Origin of the sequence: Ruania albidiflava DSM 18029 (assembly GCF_000421225.1) — a bacterium.
Lineage (GTDB): Bacteria > Actinomycetota > Actinomycetes > Actinomycetales > Beutenbergiaceae > Ruania > Ruania albidiflava.
Genome location: NZ_ATWL01000018.1, coordinates 21829 through 37353 on the forward strand (window position 1 = coordinate 21829; position 15525 = coordinate 37353).

Below are 15525 nucleotides of genomic sequence, written 5' to 3' on the forward strand. Positions count from 1 at the left end.
ATCTGGGTGTGTCAAAGCAGTATCCGCCCGTTTCGAGGAAGGTGGGGTCGACCGGGCGCTCCGGCCCCGATCGACCCCACCTCGCGGTGCCCGGCTACCGGTCCAGCACCTCCAGGTCCGCGCGTGCCACGGCGTCGGAGCGCCGACCGAGGGCGACCACGTCGTAGCTGCCGGCGCGGGTCTGGCGGGGTACCCGGATCTCGGTCTGGAACGCCCCTTCTCCGTCGGCCGCCACGCGACCAGCCAGACCGTGCACGCCGTCCAGGCGCAGGAACACCAGCTCCCCCGGTTCGAACCCAGTCCCGGTGGCTGTCACGCTCTGCCCGGGCTGTGCTTGGTTCGGATCGACGCTCAGCGTGGTGCTGTCAGCCGCCACAGAGACAGCCAGGTTCCGCATCCGGCCGATGTTGTCGAACGATCCGAAGCCGACCTGTCCGGAGTCGAAGGTGGTGTCCGTCGCGGTGAACAACGGTCGATCCAGGCCGTCGATCCAGACGGCCATCTCGCCGGTGTCGGCACAGTGCACCAGCCGTACCTGGTGGAACTCCTCGTCGGTGATCGCCGGTGGCGCCCCGATCGTGCCGTCCCACTGGTCGTCGATCCGCTCCCGGTCGGCGTTGTCCACCTTGAAGATGCCGTTGTGGGCGTAGATCGTGTTGTCCTGCGAGATGTGGGCGTAGTAGTACTCCGTGTCCGACTGGTGACCGAAGACCAGGATGATGTCCCGGTTGTCGATCGATGCGGGTGTGTCCAGCCGGACGTCGGCCGTCAGCTCCACCGACCCATCGGGCACTACAGAGTCCAGGAGCGCATACTCGAACGGACGGCGAATTCCGTCACCTGGGTCGGTACCGGCCTCAGCGAGGATGATCTCGTCACCGGGAAGGTCCCAGAGCTCGGGCGTCCGGGGGGTCCAGTTCTCCGCAGCCATCAGGTCGCTCACCGGCTCTCCGAGCTCGCACGACGGCGGCTCGGGCACCGGTGTGGGCTCGACCTCGAACCTGGCGTACTGCGCCGCGACCTGTTCCGGCGTCGCCGCGGTGTCCAGGAACATCAGGTCGTCCATCCGTCCGTCGAACGGATTGAACTCCTCGGTGTTCTGCGGGTAGCTGCCGCCGATCTTGATACCGGCAGGCAGCGTCTCCGAGGCCGGTCCGCCGTCCCACGGCGTCGTCTCGGAGGTATAGCTGCCCTCGAGCGGCTCGCCGTTCATGTACAGCCGCATCTCTTGGCCGACGAAGTCGAAGGTGGCAGCCAGGTGTACCCACTCGCCGCGGACGAGGATGTCCTCCCACGGCAGGTCGGCCGCGTACGTCCACGAGCCCTCACCGTCCAGCTGCCGGCCCAGTGCCACCAGCTTGAGCTCGCCACCGACCGAGATGACCTCCAGCAGGGCGCGCACGTTGTGCCCGTCGGAGCCTCCGCTGAGCACGCCTGCCAGCCCGATGGCCCCATAGCGGTCGTCCGGGTCGTCGGTGTTGGTGTTCGGTGGCGGGTTGTCCCCGGTGGGTTTGAACCAGCCCATCACACTCATCGCCTCGGCGCCGGCGAACGGACTGAGCGTAGCCACACCGTCTTCGTTGTATGTGCCTGCCTTCCAGTCATCGTTGCTGGCACCTGGGGGATCGCCACCGTCCTCCTGGGCACTCATCTGCTGGGTCTGCAGGGACTGACCAGCACCCGGGTAGGCAGCGTCGGCCAGGCGCATCTGGGGCCCACCGTTGACCAGCTCGATCTCGGTGCCGGAGTAGCCCTGATCGGACTCCAGGGTGGCATCGTCCTCCACCGGGTGGTCGAAGTCGTAGTGGGCCACCGTGTGCTCAGCCAGCTCTGGAAGCACGATCGGTGACGAACCACTGACCTCCTGCGCGCCGGTCACGCGCCAGATCTTCCCGTTCGCCTTGGCGATCAGGTACAGCTCACCGTCTGCGTCGGACCCGAACCGCAGGTCCACCCGGCTGTCCCCGACCAGCTCAGCGAACGTCGTCTCCTCACCGTCGGCGAAGACGCGCAGCCGAGAGATCTCTGCCAGGGCATCGACATCGCCATCGTTGCGGACCATCTCCTCGTGCTCGGTGGACAGCACCCATCCGTGCACCAGGTCGGTGAACAGGTACTTGTCCTGCAGCTCCGGGATGCTGCCGCGGTACACAAACCCTCCGTTCAGAGCGATGCCGGCGTCGCCGGTCTGACCCGGGTCACGGTTGTGGTCGTAGGCGGCCACTGGATAGGTGAAGCCGCGCTCCGCGTCGTCCTCAGGCAACGGGTAGATCTGCCGGTTCTCGGCACGGAAGGGTCCTTCCCGCTCGGACCAGCCGAAGTTGTCGCCTGCCTGCACCTCGTACACCGACTCGACTTGCCACTCGCCGATGTGACCGAGGTAGAGCTGGTGGTCGCCCTCTGTGTCCCAGCTGATCCGGTGCGGGTCACGCATGCCGACGGCGTAGACCTCCCCGAGCGCACCTGGCACGTCTAGGAACGGGTTGTCGGCCGGAATGCCGTACTGGCCGTTGGCGCTGTTGGTGCCAGCGGTGTCGATCCGCATGATCGTGCCCTGTGGAGTGGCGGGGTCCTGCGGGTTGTCGTTGCCGACCCCGTTACCGCCGTCACCGGAGAGGATGTAGAGCATTCCGTAGTCCGGGTCTCCCTCCTCGACGGTCGGGTTGAACGCGATCTGCTGCATAGTGTGCACACGCCCGTTGTAGGGGACCCGCATGATCTCCCGGCTGGTGCCCTCGAAGCTCGGCGCTGACGGATCGGCGGCTGTCCACTCGGTGAGCACGCTGTGGAACCCCACGCTGCCGTAACCCGGGAAGTCCGGGACATCCTCTTCCAAGGCACTACCGGCTTCGGTGTGGACGGTGTAGAAGATCCCGTTCGCTGCGAAAGCCGGGTGGAACTCGGCGAAGCCCAGGCCGGTGCCCAGTCCGGCATGGTTGTGGAAGTTGTCGATGAAGTGCTCCCGGACATCCAGGTACGGGACGTAGTCCCCGGACTCCTTGTCCACCAGGTAGAGCATGCCGTTCATGTCCGGCACCATGAGGCGCCCTGAACCGTCCGGCACCTCGTCCACGTGGGTGATCCGGTTGTGTCGGTCAAGACGCGGATCCTGGGTCTCCGGGGTGGTGTGCGACTCGGGCAGCTGGACGAACTCTTCGACTTCTATGCCCAACCGAGAAAGGCTGGGGTCGGGCAGCGGGTTCAGCAACGGCTCCTCGGTCTCGTCGCCGCCGGGTGCGCAGTCCCCAGGATTGCCCGTGGCAATGTCGAGGTTCTCCCCGGTCGTGTCCACGGCGACGTCGTCCAGCATCAGCTGACCCTCGCTGGAAGAGCCGTTGATCCAGAAGAACCGATCCAGCGGACCGTCCACCGCCTGTCGGAAGCCGAACTGCCTCTCGGCACCTTCCGGCAGGCGGGTCTGCTCCTCGTACGGCCCGCCCTGGCTGTACACAGAGACCTGGTCGGAGGCGTTGTCCGCGACGATCCAGACACACTGCCACGCACCTCGGCCCCAGTCACCAACCTCCTCGAAGTGGTCCCCGTCGCGAACGAGCATCCTGTCGTCGTTCTGGTTGTTGACGTAGGCGCGGCTGTTCTCGTACGTGGTGGGCTCGTCGACGTCGGTGAGGCCGAACGAGGTGTCCACGCTCCCGGTTCGCAGGAACCGGAAGAACAGAGTGCCGGTCTCCCCCTCAGGGATCTCGGCGGTGGCGCGCCGTGCCCAATGCGCGCCACCGGTCATCTCCACCACGCGGTTGTTCCCGTTCAACGGATCCGGGATGACCTGCGCTGCTTCGGTCGCGCTCCACCCGTCCTGCCCATCCAGGCCGCCGGTGCTGTACTCCTCGAAGTCGAACACCTCGGTGAAGGTGACGTCTCCCGGATCGGCTCCAGCGGGCGTCGTCACCATCGCGAGACACACTGCCGCGGCCGCTCCCGCCGCCACGAGACTCCTGCGAAAAAAGCGAACACGTACTGACATCATCGTCCTCCCCGTCGGCAAGCGCTTTCCTGCCTCTAGTGGAGGGTAGCAGTAGTTGCCCGTCGCAGAAAGACCCCGGTAGGCACCTCACCCTGTGCAGTCTGAAAGAACAGTGAAAGCACTATGCAGCAGCGTCGTTCCTGCATCTGACACCGAGCAAGGAGACGCTCCACATATGACTACCACTCGCACTCGCCGGCGGAAGGTCACCGGTGTGCTCGCATCACTTGCGCTGTCCTTGCTGGCCATCACCGGCGTCTCCGGCGCCGCACAGGCATCGGAGACCTACGTACCTCAGGACTACGGCTACACGGACTCGCCCCACGGCTGCCCGCGCGGCGCCGTCTGCATCTACCCCGGCGCAGGGTGGAACGGCGGTAACCCCACCTATGTGTTCTGGTCCTACGGTGTGCACCTGATCTACAACCAGTACGGGCAGCACCGCATCTACAACAACCAGACGCACGGTGCCAGGGCGGGACTGTGCATGGATACCGGTAGCGACTGCGGCAACTTCATGCCTGCCGGCTTCTATGCCGACTACGGCTTCACGCCGATCAACGCGATCAAGCTCCGCCCCGCCAGCTAGCGATCACCGCAGAGGAGGAGAACCCCATGATCCGATCGTCTTCACCCAGGCGGGCAGGACGCCTGCTGGCCACTGCCGGTATCACGATCATCGCGATCGCCGGCGTCTCGGGCGCCGCTCAGGCAGCTGGCCATGAGCCGCCATCGGGCGAGCTCACCGGCTGCCCAGACGGTGCAGTGTGTCTCTACCCGGACGACAGCTGGAACTGGGGCAGCCCCAGCCATGTCTTCTACGAGCAGGGCACGCACCGCGTCTCCTACCAGTACGACGAGCACCGCATCTTCAACAACCAGGACGACCTCGGCTACGTCGAGCTGTGCGCCGGGACCGACGGCACCGACTGCGACAACCTGATCGCGCCTGGCGAGTACACCGACATCAATCTCACTGACGTCGAGTCGATCCGGCTCTTCAGCTACTGAGCCGGCGACTCTCCACGCAGCACTCTGGAGGAGATCTGCCATGACTAGCACTCGAACCCGTACCAGGCTCACCGCCGTGCTCGCCTCGCTCGCCCTGTCCCTGATCACCTTGACGGGGCTGTCCAGCACCGCTCAGGCTGCTGAAGCACCCGCAGCGACCAGCGACGACGTCACCGCGTCCACGCATGGCTGTCCACGCGGCGCCGTGTGCATCTACCCAGGCGAGGGCTGGAATGGTGGGAACCCCACGTACATCTTCTACTCCTACGGGGTCCACAAGGTCTACGACCAGTGGGGTTGGCACCGCGTATTCAACAACCAGTACGGACGCGCGTACGCCTCCGCGTGCAAGAACGGCAACGGCACCCAGTGCCGTCTGCCGGTCATGCCCGGGACCTGGTCCAACGTGTCGATGACGCTGATCAACTCCTTCTGGTTGTTCACGGAGTAGTGACGAGCGCACACGCGCCAGCGCCCTGAGGACAGCCTGCGGGTTGCATTCGCGCCGATGACAGCGAGATGAAAGCGTGCTGACGCACACTGGTAACCGTCCGAGGGGGACCGAAGCTGAGGGGCCGGCCATCATGGTCGGCCCCTCAGTCATGTCTGGCCCTGCTCAACCCTCGCGTGACGGCGGATGGTCCGTGGATCGTCTGAGCACCAGCTCAGGAGCCGGTTCAGTGATGAAGGTGTTCGTCTCCGGGCTCCGCCCGTCGATAGCATCGATCAGCAAAGTGGCAGCGGTCGAGCCCAGCTGGTGCAGCGGCAGGCGGACTGCGGTGAGTGCCACCGCAAGGTGCTCGACGAACCACGCGTCATGGATCGTCACCACCGAAATCTCCTCCGGCACCCGTACCCACGCGTCTCGCAGCGTGCTGAGCACACCGCTCGCCGTCACTGCGTTCACCACCACCAGCGCCGTCGGCAGGTGCGGTCTCTGCAGGATCTCTTCTGCTGCAACAGCTCCCGACCGCGGTGACCAGCCCGCGTGCACGATGTCTGCCCCGCCCGCCAGCCCCACCTGCCGGAGCGCCGCCCGGTAGCCCGACTCCCGACGATCCGAGGTCTGCGATCCGTCCGGTCCCGCCACAAACGCAATCTCACGATGGCCGAGACCGAGCAGGTGCTCCGTCGCGAGGACACCCGCCGCCGCGTCGTCGACCCGCACGGTCGGGACGTTCCGCCCGTCATCGGCGTTCACCAGCACGGCCGGCACCGATGAGGAGATCGCCTCCACTAACCGGTCTTCCTGCCCGTAGCCGCTGTGCAGGATCACTCCGTCCAGGCGTCCACGGGCCACGAACGCCCGGAGCTGGCTGTCGTTCTCGGCCAGCTCCTCGGCCTCTGCCAGCAGCGTGACATACCCGGCACGGGTGCAGCGGCTCTGCGCACCGGCCAGCACATCGACATTGATCGGACTGTCCAGACCATGCATCACCAGGCCGATCGCTCCGGACCGGGCGCCACGCAACGAGCGGGCCACCGAGTGCGGCACGTATCCCAACGCGGTGGCCACAGACCGGATCCGTTCGCGGGTGTCGTCTCGTACCCGGACCTTCGGATCCTCGTTCAGCACGCGGGAGGCGATCGCCGGCGAGACGCCGGCCTCGTTCGCCACGTCCCGCAACGTCGGGTGGCCGCGCGGATACATGGTCGCACGATATCGAGACGACGGGGTTGACACTCGACCATCCTGTCACTAGTGTCCTGAAAAATCGATTGTTCACCAGGTTTGGGCTCCACTAGCCGCAGGCGAACCAGTTCACGGGCACCACACCCGTCCGTCGACTCTGCACGCCCTGCAAGGCGACCCTGCGGCGTGCTCACCCTCGGACGAAAGGCTCTGATGAGACCCCCACTGCGCGAGAACGCAGTCAGCTATGACGTCGCCGTGATCGGCGGTGGACCCGGCGGACTGCCTGCGGCGATCGCCGCAGCCCGTGCGGGAGCCCGCACCATCCTGGTGGAGCGCACCGCAGCTCTGGGCGGCGCCGCGGCCTCCGGGCTGGGCATCCTCGGCTTCCTCGACCGGGCTGGCAACCCAGCACTGGGCGGCATCGCGCAGGAGCTGGTCGACCGGCTCGTCGCCGTCGGTGGGTCGCCCGGGCACTTCCGCTGCCCGGTGCACAACTCGATCACCCCGATCTCTCCGGACCTGCTGAAGATCGTCGCGGTCCAGATGTGCCAGGAAGCCGGCGTCGACATCCTGTTCGAGAACGAGCTCCTGGACGTCGACATCGACCCCTCGGACACCCTCCGCTCGGCGACTGTCTACGGAAAGCTCACCAAGACCCGTATCGAGGCGCGCGTCTTCATCGACGCCACCGGCGACGGGGACCTCGCCTACCTCGCCGGCGTGCCGCACACCCTGGGCCAGGACGGCACCCGCACCATGCAACCGAGCACGTTGATGTTCACCGTCACCGGACACGACCTGGACCGCTTCTTCGCCTTCCTGGACGACGATCCGGAGGAGATGGGTATCAAGGAGTCCTACGCCGTGGACTACGACGTCGACTTCCTCCGGCGCACCCCCGGACACTGCTTCATCGGCATGACCCAGCGAATTGCACAGGCTCGGGCGGCAGGCGCGTTCACCATCCCGCGCAACCAGTTCATCTACATCTCCACCGCCTCGGACCGGCAGCTGGCGATCAACACCTCCCGAGTGACCCGGATCGACGCCTCCGACCCCGTCCAGCTCTCCAAGGGGTTGGAGACCGGGTACGGGCAGGTACTTGAGCTGCTCGACTTCATGCGCAGCAGCATGCCCGGTTTCGAGCAGGTGGAGCTCTCCCAGATCGCCCCGGCGCTCGGCATCCGAGAGACACGCCACTTCATCGGCGAGCACCGCCTCACCATGGGCACGTTGGACAGCCCGACCACCAGCGAGGAAGCCATCGCGCTGTCCGCCTACAACATCGACATCCACTCCGGCACCGGTGACGGGATCGACCTGCAGGTGGTCGAGGAGCCGTTCGGCATCCCGTACGGCTGCCTGGTGCCCCAGCAGGTCGACGGCCTGCTGCTCAGCGGCCGGACGATCTCGGTGGACTCCACCGTGTTCGCCGCCGCACGGGTGATGGGCACCTGCATGGCGATCGCCGAATCGGCCGGGCTCGCCGCGGCGAGCGCCGTCGAGACCGGCGGGTCGGTGAAGGACGTCGACGTCGCCCGTCTTCGGGCCGACCTGCACGACCAGGGCGCGATCCTTCCCGGTATGCCGGCGCGCTCCGCCGTCGGCGTGCACACCTACTGACCAGAGAAGACCGGTGACCCGGGCACACGGCCCGTCCACCTCGAAAGGAGACAAGGATGTCGGCACGGAACACCCGCAGACGGCGCATGCTCACCCTGACCAGCGCCACGCTCACCCTCGGTCTCGTCGCCGCCTGCAGCGGCGGCGGAGACAGCTCCAGCACCGAGATCACCATGTGGACGTTCCTCGATCCCGCCGGGGACTCCGGACGCGAGCAAGTGCTCGGCGACCTCATCGAGTCCTATGAGGAGGCCAACCCAGAGGTCACGGTGAACGTCGAGGTGCAGCAGTGGGACACGATGACCCAGCAGTTCCTCGCAGCGGACGTCTCCGGTACCGCGCCGGACGTGATGTGGGTGGCGCTGGACCAGGTCTACAGCGCCGTACAGCAGGGCGCCCTGGCCGACTTGAACTCGCTCGCCTTCGGTGACCTTCCCGCCGACCAGCTCGAAGAGCTGCACGACGTGTACTGGGACACCATGGAGACCGATGACGGCGCCAGCTACGGCGTGGTCCACTCCCGCAACTACTTCGGCATCATGTACCGAGCGGACCTGCTCGAGGAAGCCGGAATCGACCCGGAGCAGATCACCACCTGGGACGACCTCACCCAAGCAGCCGAAGAGCTGACCGCCCCGGGTGAGAACCGGTGGGGCCTGGGGCAGGCGTTCGGCACGTCGTTCGCCGACCCGCAGATCCTCTCCGCCCGGCTCGTGGAGAGCCAGGGTGCGATGTTCGGTGATGACGGCACTCCCCTGTGGGCCACCGACGAGGGCATCGCCGCCATGGAGTTCCAGGCCGGCTTCGTCACCGACAGCCAGGTCACTCCGGACGACTCCGTGCGCCTGACCGCTGAGGACCTCTACGAGCTGTTCTCCGCCGGCCAGGTGGCGATGATCAACGCCGCCAGTGTCCGCGTACCCACCATGCAGGAACAGGTGGGCGCGGAGAACGTCGGGTTCATGCACTACCCCTCCGAGGACGGGCAGAACCCGGCTCCGGGCAACCTGGCAGGCTGGTCGGTCGGTGTGTGGGCGGGCAGCGAGGTTGCCGAGCAGGCTGCCGACTTCGTCGCCTACATGTCCAGCCCCGAGGCGGACGAGCAGTGGATGCTCGACGCACAGCAGCCTCCGTTGTACGCCTCCACCGCGGAGAACAACGCGGACTTCCTCGCCGATCCGGAGAACTCCTTCCTCTCGGTGGTGCTGGAGGGATCTCAGGAGTACGGCTGGCTGCCACCGACCACCATCCCGACCGCAGGCTGGCGTGAGGCGCTGAACGGCGCAGTGCAGCAGGTGCTCCTCGGAGAGGCAGACCCTGCGCAGGCGATGGAAGCGGCCGCCCAGTCCCTCGACCATGGCTGAGTCGACACTAGCCCCGGGTCGGCGGTCGACAGCACCGGAACGGGCGCACCGGCGGGACTGGATGGGCCTGGTCTACGTCGCGCCGGTCATGCTCGTCCTGCTGGTCGTGCTCATCCTGCCGGCCGGGTTCGCCATCTACTACAGCCTGCTGAAGCTGCAGTCCGTGCGGCCGGTCGGGTTCGCCGGGCTGGAGAACTACCAGCGCGTGTTCTCCGACCCGGAGATGGTCGAGGTGCTGGTGCGCACCCTCGGGTTCGCGGTGGTGACTGTAGCGCTGACGTTGGCAGCAGCCCTCGTGGTGGCCGTCTTCCTGGACCGGCTGACGACGGGCCGAGCCACCGCGGTGCAGATCCTGGTGGTGCTGCCCTGGGTGATCTCCACGATCGTCGGAGCCTTGCTCTTCCGCTGGTTCTTCGTGGCGGACATCAGCCCGGGCGTCTACCTGGCGAGCCTGCTGGGTCTGCACATCAAGCCGTTGACCGACCCGACCCTGGCGATGGTCACGCTGATCCTGGTGGCCCTGTGGCGCACGCTGGGCTTCGCGGTCCTCATCCTGCTCGCCGGGATCAAGGCGATCCCGGCCGAGTACTACGAGTCCGCGACGGTGGATGGCGCCAACACCGGCCAGCAGTTCCGGCTCATCACCCTGCCGATGCTGAAGACGCCGTTGGTCATCACCACGGTGGTGCTCACGATGAGCAACCTGAACAATGTGGAGGCCCCGCTCGTGACCACCGGCGGCGGCCCAGGGGATGCGACGCAGATCCTGCCGCTGGCCATCTACCAGCAGGCGTTCACCCACTTCGACTTCTCCGGTGGTGTGGCACTGGCCTCCGTGGCCCTGGTGCTGAACGTCGGCCTGGTGTTCGCCTACCTGCGGCTCGCCCGGTGGAGCGTGTGATGGCAGAGTCGTTGCAGCCTCGGGTCCGCACCCGCCGGCAGGTCGTCCGGATCGTCGTGGTGCTGGCGGCTGCGGTCGTCGCCCTGATCAACATCGCCCCGGTGCTCTGGGGCGTGGCGACCTCGGTACGGCCGCCGGAGAGGATCTTCGCGTTCCCGCCTTCGTTCCTGGTCGGAGACCTCACCACTGAGCACTACGCCCAGGTGCTCGAGGGGACCTTCACCCGAAACCTGGCGAACAGCGTGCTGTACTCCGGTGTGGCAACGCTGGCCGCTGTGGTGCTCGGGGCGATCGCCGCCTATGCCTTCGACCGGTTCCGGTTCCCGCTGCGTCGGCAGCTGTTCGGAGTGATCGTGGCCTGTATCCCGCTGTCGATGGGTGCAGCGGTGCTGGTGATCCCGAACTACCTGTACTTCGCGGCGTTGGGGCTGCTGGACACTCCGGTGATCCTGCCGCTGCTGTACCTGGGCTACAACCTGCCGATGGCCGTCTGGATCATCAAGGGTGCGATGGAGGGGGTACCCACCGAGCTGGACGAGGCGGCCACGCTGGACGGTGCCTCCAGGCTGCGGACCTTCTTCTCCGTGGTGCTTCCGCTGTGCCGGCCGAGCCTGGGCGCGGCCAGCATCTTCGTGTTCATCGGATCCTGGAACGAGTTCGTGGCCGGTTCGGTGATGGTCAACTCCTCCGAGTACCGGCCGGTGCAGGTAGCGGTCTACCAGTTCATCAGTGCGTTCGGCCGGCAGTGGGGTCCGTTGACGGCGAGTGCCGTGCTGGCCCTGGTGCCGATCCTGGTGCTGGTGGTGTTCTTCGGGCGGTATCTGGTCGCGGGACTGATGCGCGGGGCCGTGAAGGGGTGAGGTGCCAAGGGCCGGGCCTGCGGCCCGACCCCACTGTCCGGTGGACGAAGACCACCCGCCGGCGGACGCTGACGCCTGGACCGATCGGGCACACCGGGTCGATCCGCGGTTGAATGGCAGCAGGTGCCCGCTGCACGCGGGTGCTGCGGCGTGCGGACGTGTGCGCCGCCGTCTTCCGAAGGAGGTCTCAGGTGTCAGACTCGCTCTACCACCCCACCACAGCCGCTGAAGCGCGACGCCGCAAGGAGCTCGCACCCGAGGCACACGAGGCGTTCGAGGCGTTCAGCCGGGCGGTGTTCGCCCCCGGTGCCCTGGACGAGACCACCAAACAGCTGATCGCCGTGGCGGTCGCGCACACCACGCAGTGCCCGTACTGCATCGACGGGCACACCAAGCTGGCCGTGCGCAAGGGCGCCAGTCCGGAGCAGATCATGGAGGCGATCTGGGTGGCGGCAGAGATGCGGGCCGGTGGTGCCTATGCGCACTCCACGCTCGCGATGTCCGCGATCGAGCACGTGCACCCCCAGCAGAGCACCCGGGAGGGGTGACCGTGCGAAAACCAAGCCTGGACGCGATGGCCCGCCAGCTCGGCGAGCGGGCGGCCCGCGCGTCCAGCGGTCGGGCGGCGGAGACCGTCTACGGCGGGCACGAGAAACGGCTGCGCCAGACGATCGTGGCGATGACCGCCGGCACGGAGCTCGCCGAGCACGAGAATCCGGGCGACGCCACGGTGCTGGTGATCCACGGACGGCTGAAGCTCCTGGCCGGGGACGTGTCCTGGGAGGGCCGTCAGGGCGACTTCCTCACCGTGCCCGACGAGCGGCACTCGATCGAGGCCGTGACCGAGACCGCTTTCCTGCTCAGCGTCGCCAAGCACTGACCACGCTGCCACCGGCTCATTGCCGCACGGGCGCCACCCCACGGGCCCACCGGCGCCGCCCGGCGCCGGGACCGACTACCCTTCTGCCCGGCAGTACCTGCCCGGTGCACACCGGCAGCAGGACGTGGAAGGGGACCTGGAATGACGTGCACGACGTGCGGGACGCCGGTGACGGCGGCCGTGAGCAGCTGCCCGCAGTGCGGGTCGCCGCTACTGCAGCAGGCAGATGCCGGCTGGGGCCAACCGGTCCCGCCAGCACCGGGCCAGCCAACCGCTGCGGTACCCCACCCGCCGCCGCCTCCCCCGCCGGGCCCGCCGGGTGCTCCGGGCGCTCCAGGGGCACCGGGCGCTCCAGGTGCACCAGGTGCACCAGGCGCTCCGGGCGCGTACGGCCCCTCGCCCTTCGGGCCGCCCGCCCACAGCCCCGACCAGAGTGGCTACAGCGTCCCGCAGGGTGGCTACACCCAGCCGCCACCGCACGCCTACGGCTACGGCACCCCGCACACGTCGTACGGCATGTTCAACACCCCGCAGATCCCCACCCCGTCGGGTCTGGGCCTCTTCGAGGCGGTCAAGCGGGTGCTCAGCAACTACGCGACGTTCAGCGGTCGTGCCTCCCGCAGCGAGTACTGGTGGTGGACGCTGGCGCAGCTCCTCGCCGTGTTCGTGCCCGTGGTGCTGCTGCTCGTGGTCGGCGTGTCCACCAACACCGCCCCGGGCAAGGGGGCGCTGGCAGGCCTGTTCAGCCTCTGGATCATCGTGGTGGTGCTGGGCACGATCGTGCCCACGATCGCAGCCACCGCCCGCAGGCTGCATGACATCGGGCAGAGCGGGTGGCTGTACCTGATCGTGTTCATCCCCTCGATCGGCAGCATCGCCCTGCTCGTGCTGTGCGCACTGCCCTCCCAACCGGTCGCGAACCAGTACGGACTGGCACCCGTGGGCGCCAAGCCGCCGTTCCAGCTCTAGGCCCAGGGTTCGCGAACGCTCGCCTTTGCGGCCTGAATCGGTTCAGCAGCCGCAAAGGCGAGCGTTCGCGAACCCTGGGGGGTCAGGCGCCGGCGAAGAAGGCGCCGACCATATCGCCCAGGGCGGCGGCGTCGGCGGTGTGCACGAGCTCTCGGGCGGAGTGCATGGACAGCAGCGGCGCGCCGACGTCCACGGTGCGGATGCCCAGCCGGGTGGCGGTCAGCGGACCGATGGTGGACCCGCACGGGACCGTGTTATTGGAGACGAACTCCTGGTACGGGGCGCCGGAGGCGGCCGCCAGCCGCGCCCCCAGGGCAGCACCGGTGGCGTCGGTGGCATAGCGCTGGTTGGCGTTGATCTTCAGCAGCACTCCCCCGCCGGCCGACGGCTGGTTCGCCGGGTCGTGCCGTTCCGGGTAGTTCGGGTGCACAGCGTGCCCGCAGTCGGCGGACAGGCACCAGGAGGCGGCGTAGGCCTGCCGCTGCTGGGACCGGGTGGCACCGAGGGTCTCCCCGATCCGGGTGAGCACGTCGTCCAGGACCGGGCCGGAGGCCCCGGACCGGGTCTGCGACCCGAGCTCCTCGTGGTCGAAGGCGGCGAGCACGCTGATGTGCTCGGAGCCGCCCTCGTGCGCGGCCGCGATCATCGCCCGCACCCCCGCGTGCACGGAGAGCAGGTTGTCCATCCGCCCGGCGGCCAGCAGCTCCTCCTCGCGGCCGAACCGCGCCGGGGCCTGGGTGTCCGCAGTCAGCAGGTCGTACCCGGCGACCTCGCCGGGCTCCACCCCGGCACGGCGGGCGAGCAGACCAAGGAGGTCTCCGCCGTCACCCACTCCCCAGACGGGCTGCAGGTGCCGCTGCCGGTCCAGCACCAGGCCGTTGTTCACCTCCCGGTCCAGGTGGATCGCCAGCTGCGGGATGCGCAGCAGCGGCCCGGTGCGCACCAGGTGCTCAGTGCCGTCCCGCAGCACCAGGCGGCCGGCCAGCTCCAGCTCCCGGTCCAACCAGGAGTTCAGCAGCGGCCCGCCGTAGGCCTCCACCCCGGCCTGCAGCCACCCGTGCGACCCGGTGGAAGCTCGCGGCTTGAGCTTAAAGCCGGGTGAGTCGGTGTGCGCACCCAGCACGCGGAACGGTGTGGTCGGTCCCGCACAGGCCGGCTGCAGCCAGGCGATCAGGGCACCGTCGCGCAGCACGTAGTAGCCGCCCGGCTGCGCGGGCCAGTCCTGGTCCTCGGCCAGCGGGGTGAACCCTTCGTCGTCCAGGCGGCGGGCGGCCTCCGCGGCCGCGTGGTAGGAGGAGGGCGAGGCGGTGATGAACGCCCCGAGGTCGTCAGTGTACTGGGCCAGGTGGTTCATGAGGCAATCCAACCACGGCGGTGCGGCCCGGCTCACGTAGGGTGGTGCGGTGCCCGAACCGATCGTGGCCGCCACCGCGGCCGGTGCCTCCACCCTGGTGAGCAGCCCGCTGATCGTGGCAGCCTCGGTCGTGGTGGTGGTGATCATGCTGGTGTTCCGGCGCATCCGTGGCCCCGAGGATCCGCTCGAGCTGGTGTTCCGGGGCGCACCGATCGGTGACGGTGTGGTGCTGGCCTGCGAGCAGGTGACCGAGGAGGACGCCGAACCCCTCCCGGGCGCTGCCAAGGGCAAGCTCCGCTACCGGATCAGCTATGAGGTGACCACTCCGCAGGGGCACGAGTACCACGGCTGGGAGGAGAAGTACCTCGCCCCGGCCGACGCGGCGACTGCGTTCAGTGTCGGCACCCGGCACCGGGTCGCCTACCGGCTCGGCAGCGACCAGGTGCGGGCCCGCACCCGCCGCCACGGCGGACCACCCGCCCGCAGGCCGTAGGGTGGTCGCCGTGCTTGCCGAGATCGTCACTGCCAGCTCCTCCTCCGGCTCCCCGGCGGTGCTCATCATCGTCAACCTGGCGCTGTTCGCCTTGATGGTCGGGGGGATTATCCTGCTGCTGCGCGCCCGCCGGAAGCGGCGCACCACCCTGGACCCCGCGTTCCAGGGCGCACCGGTGGGTCACGGCGTGGTGACCGACCTGCAGTACATGTACCGGAAGGTCAACGAGACGCCGCTCTACCGGATCACCTACCACGTGCACACCAAGCAGGGGCAGCAGTTTCTCGGCTGGGAGGAGAAGTACCTGCTGCGGATTTCCGAGAAGCCCCAGTTCGAGGTCGGCACCAACCACCTGGTGGCCTACCGGCCCGGCACCGACCAGGTGCGCGCCCTGCCGCCGCGGCGCTGACCGGAGCCACCTCCGATAGCGGCACGCTGCACGCAGACCAACC

At 68.0% G+C, this 15525-nt stretch carries 15 protein-coding genes; 12 read left to right on the top strand and 3 right to left on the bottom strand.

The annotated features are described in order from the left end of the window. Positions 1–94: 94 nt before the first annotated feature. The gene (locus tag K338_RS25285) at positions 95–3910 is read right to left on the bottom strand and encodes a PQQ-dependent sugar dehydrogenase (RefSeq protein ID WP_084481388.1); all 3816 of its coding nucleotides are present in this window, start codon (positions 3908–3910) and stop codon (positions 95–97) included. Positions 3911–4157: 247 nt separating this feature from the next. Between K338_RS25285 and K338_RS0116185 the strand changes: the two genes are divergently transcribed. From K338_RS0116185 to K338_RS0116195, 3 genes are read left to right on the top strand one after another with little or no spacing between them, the layout of a single operon-like run. After that, complete coding sequence (locus tag K338_RS0116185; RefSeq protein WP_022919207.1) at positions 4158–4571, top strand: hypothetical protein; 414 nt, start codon at positions 4158–4160, stop codon at positions 4569–4571. 26 nt (positions 4572–4597) lie between these two features. Next, on the top strand, positions 4598–4993 hold the full coding sequence (locus K338_RS0116190) for a hypothetical protein (protein ID WP_022919208.1): 396 nt from the start codon (positions 4598–4600) through the stop codon (positions 4991–4993). 40 nt (positions 4994–5033) lie between these two features. Next, a complete protein-coding gene (locus K338_RS0116195; RefSeq protein ID WP_022919209.1) occupies positions 5034–5444 on the top strand; it encodes a hypothetical protein in 411 nt (136 codons plus the stop codon). A gap of 165 nt (positions 5445–5609) precedes the next feature. Here K338_RS0116195 and K338_RS0116200 read toward each other — a convergent pair whose 3' ends face one another. Further along, on the bottom strand, positions 5610–6644 hold the full coding sequence (locus K338_RS0116200) for a LacI family DNA-binding transcriptional regulator (protein ID WP_022919210.1): 1035 nt from the start codon (positions 6642–6644) through the stop codon (positions 5610–5612). A 195-nt stretch (positions 6645–6839) separates the two neighbouring features. On the opposite strand from K338_RS0116200, the gene K338_RS23395 reads away from it, so the two are divergent. The 7 genes from K338_RS23395 (at position 6840) to K338_RS0116240 (ending at position 13226) form a co-directional block, all read left to right on the top strand. After that, positions 6840–8252 carry an FAD-dependent oxidoreductase gene (locus K338_RS23395; RefSeq protein ID WP_022919211.1) on the top strand — a complete coding sequence of 471 codons (1413 nt, stop codon included), beginning with the start codon at positions 6840–6842 and terminating at the stop codon, positions 8250–8252. 56 nt (positions 8253–8308) lie between these two features. After that, positions 8309–9616 carry an ABC transporter substrate-binding protein gene (locus tag K338_RS0116210; RefSeq protein WP_084481374.1) on the top strand — a complete coding sequence of 436 codons (1308 nt, stop codon included), beginning with the start codon at positions 8309–8311 and terminating at the stop codon, positions 9614–9616. Further along, positions 9609–10517 carry a carbohydrate ABC transporter permease gene (locus K338_RS23400; protein WP_084481377.1) on the top strand — a complete coding sequence of 303 codons (909 nt, stop codon included), beginning with the start codon at positions 9609–9611 and terminating at the stop codon, positions 10515–10517. Before K338_RS0116210 ends, K338_RS23400 begins: the two co-directional genes overlap by 8 nt. Further along, positions 10517–11377 carry a carbohydrate ABC transporter permease gene (locus K338_RS0116220; protein ID WP_022919214.1) on the top strand — a complete coding sequence of 287 codons (861 nt, stop codon included), beginning with the start codon at positions 10517–10519 and terminating at the stop codon, positions 11375–11377. The genes K338_RS23400 and K338_RS0116220 overlap by 1 nt, the downstream gene beginning before the upstream one ends. Positions 11378–11568: 191 nt before the next feature. Next, positions 11569–11925, top strand: a complete 357-nt coding sequence (locus tag K338_RS0116225; RefSeq protein WP_022919215.1) for a carboxymuconolactone decarboxylase family protein — start codon at positions 11569–11571, stop codon at positions 11923–11925. A 2-nt stretch (positions 11926–11927) separates the two neighbouring features. Beyond that, positions 11928–12257, top strand: a complete 330-nt coding sequence (locus tag K338_RS0116230; protein WP_027286941.1) for a cupin domain-containing protein — start codon at positions 11928–11930, stop codon at positions 12255–12257. 516 nt (positions 12258–12773) lie between these two features. Continuing rightward, positions 12774–13226 carry a DUF805 domain-containing protein gene (locus tag K338_RS0116240; RefSeq protein ID WP_022919217.1) on the top strand — a complete coding sequence of 151 codons (453 nt, stop codon included), beginning with the start codon at positions 12774–12776 and terminating at the stop codon, positions 13224–13226. 82 nt (positions 13227–13308) lie between these two features. Here the strand turns inward: K338_RS0116240 and K338_RS0116245 are convergent, their stop codons facing one another. Then, entirely contained in the window at positions 13309–14580 is a 1272-nt protein-coding gene (locus K338_RS0116245) for a M18 family aminopeptidase (RefSeq protein ID WP_022919218.1), read from the bottom strand. Positions 14581–14629: 49 nt separating this feature from the next. Here K338_RS0116245 and K338_RS0116250 point away from each other — a divergent pair, with 49 nt between their 5' ends. Together K338_RS0116250 and K338_RS0116255 are read left to right on the top strand one after the other, a co-directional pair. Next, on the top strand, positions 14630–15073 hold the full coding sequence (locus K338_RS0116250) for a hypothetical protein (RefSeq protein WP_022919219.1): 444 nt from the start codon (positions 14630–14632) through the stop codon (positions 15071–15073). A gap of 10 nt (positions 15074–15083) precedes the next feature. Next, the gene (locus K338_RS0116255; protein ID WP_157612562.1) at positions 15084–15482 is read left to right on the top strand and encodes a hypothetical protein; all 399 of its coding nucleotides are present in this window, start codon (positions 15084–15086) and stop codon (positions 15480–15482) included. Positions 15483–15525: the final 43 nt, after the last annotated feature.

Bases quoted from the DNA above. Each gene is read 5' to 3' on its own strand.
- K338_RS25285 (WP_084481388.1), bottom strand. From the start codon at position 3,910: ATGGTGACGACGCCCGCTGGAGCCGATCCGGGAGACGTCACCTTCACC.
- K338_RS0116185 (WP_022919207.1), top strand. From the start codon at position 4,158: ATGACTACCACTCGCACTCGCCGGCGGAAGGTCACCGGTGTGCTCGCA.
- K338_RS0116190 (WP_022919208.1), top strand. From the start codon at position 4,598: ATGATCCGATCGTCTTCACCCAGGCGGGCAGGACGCCTGCTGGCCACT.
- K338_RS0116195 (WP_022919209.1), top strand. From the start codon at position 5,034: ATGACTAGCACTCGAACCCGTACCAGGCTCACCGCCGTGCTCGCCTCG.
- K338_RS0116200 (WP_022919210.1), bottom strand. From the start codon at position 6,644: ATGTATCCGCGCGGCCACCCGACGTTGCGGGACGTGGCGAACGAGGCC.
- K338_RS23395 (WP_022919211.1), top strand. From the start codon at position 6,840: ATGAGACCCCCACTGCGCGAGAACGCAGTCAGCTATGACGTCGCCGTG.
- K338_RS0116210 (WP_084481374.1), top strand. From the start codon at position 8,309: ATGTCGGCACGGAACACCCGCAGACGGCGCATGCTCACCCTGACCAGC.
- K338_RS23400 (WP_084481377.1), top strand. From the start codon at position 9,609: ATGGCTGAGTCGACACTAGCCCCGGGTCGGCGGTCGACAGCACCGGAA.
- K338_RS0116220 (WP_022919214.1), top strand. From the start codon at position 10,517: ATGGCAGAGTCGTTGCAGCCTCGGGTCCGCACCCGCCGGCAGGTCGTC.
- K338_RS0116240 (WP_022919217.1), top strand. From the start codon at position 12,774: ATGTTCAACACCCCGCAGATCCCCACCCCGTCGGGTCTGGGCCTCTTC.
- K338_RS0116245 (WP_022919218.1), bottom strand. From the start codon at position 14,580: ATGAACCACCTGGCCCAGTACACTGACGACCTCGGGGCGTTCATCACC.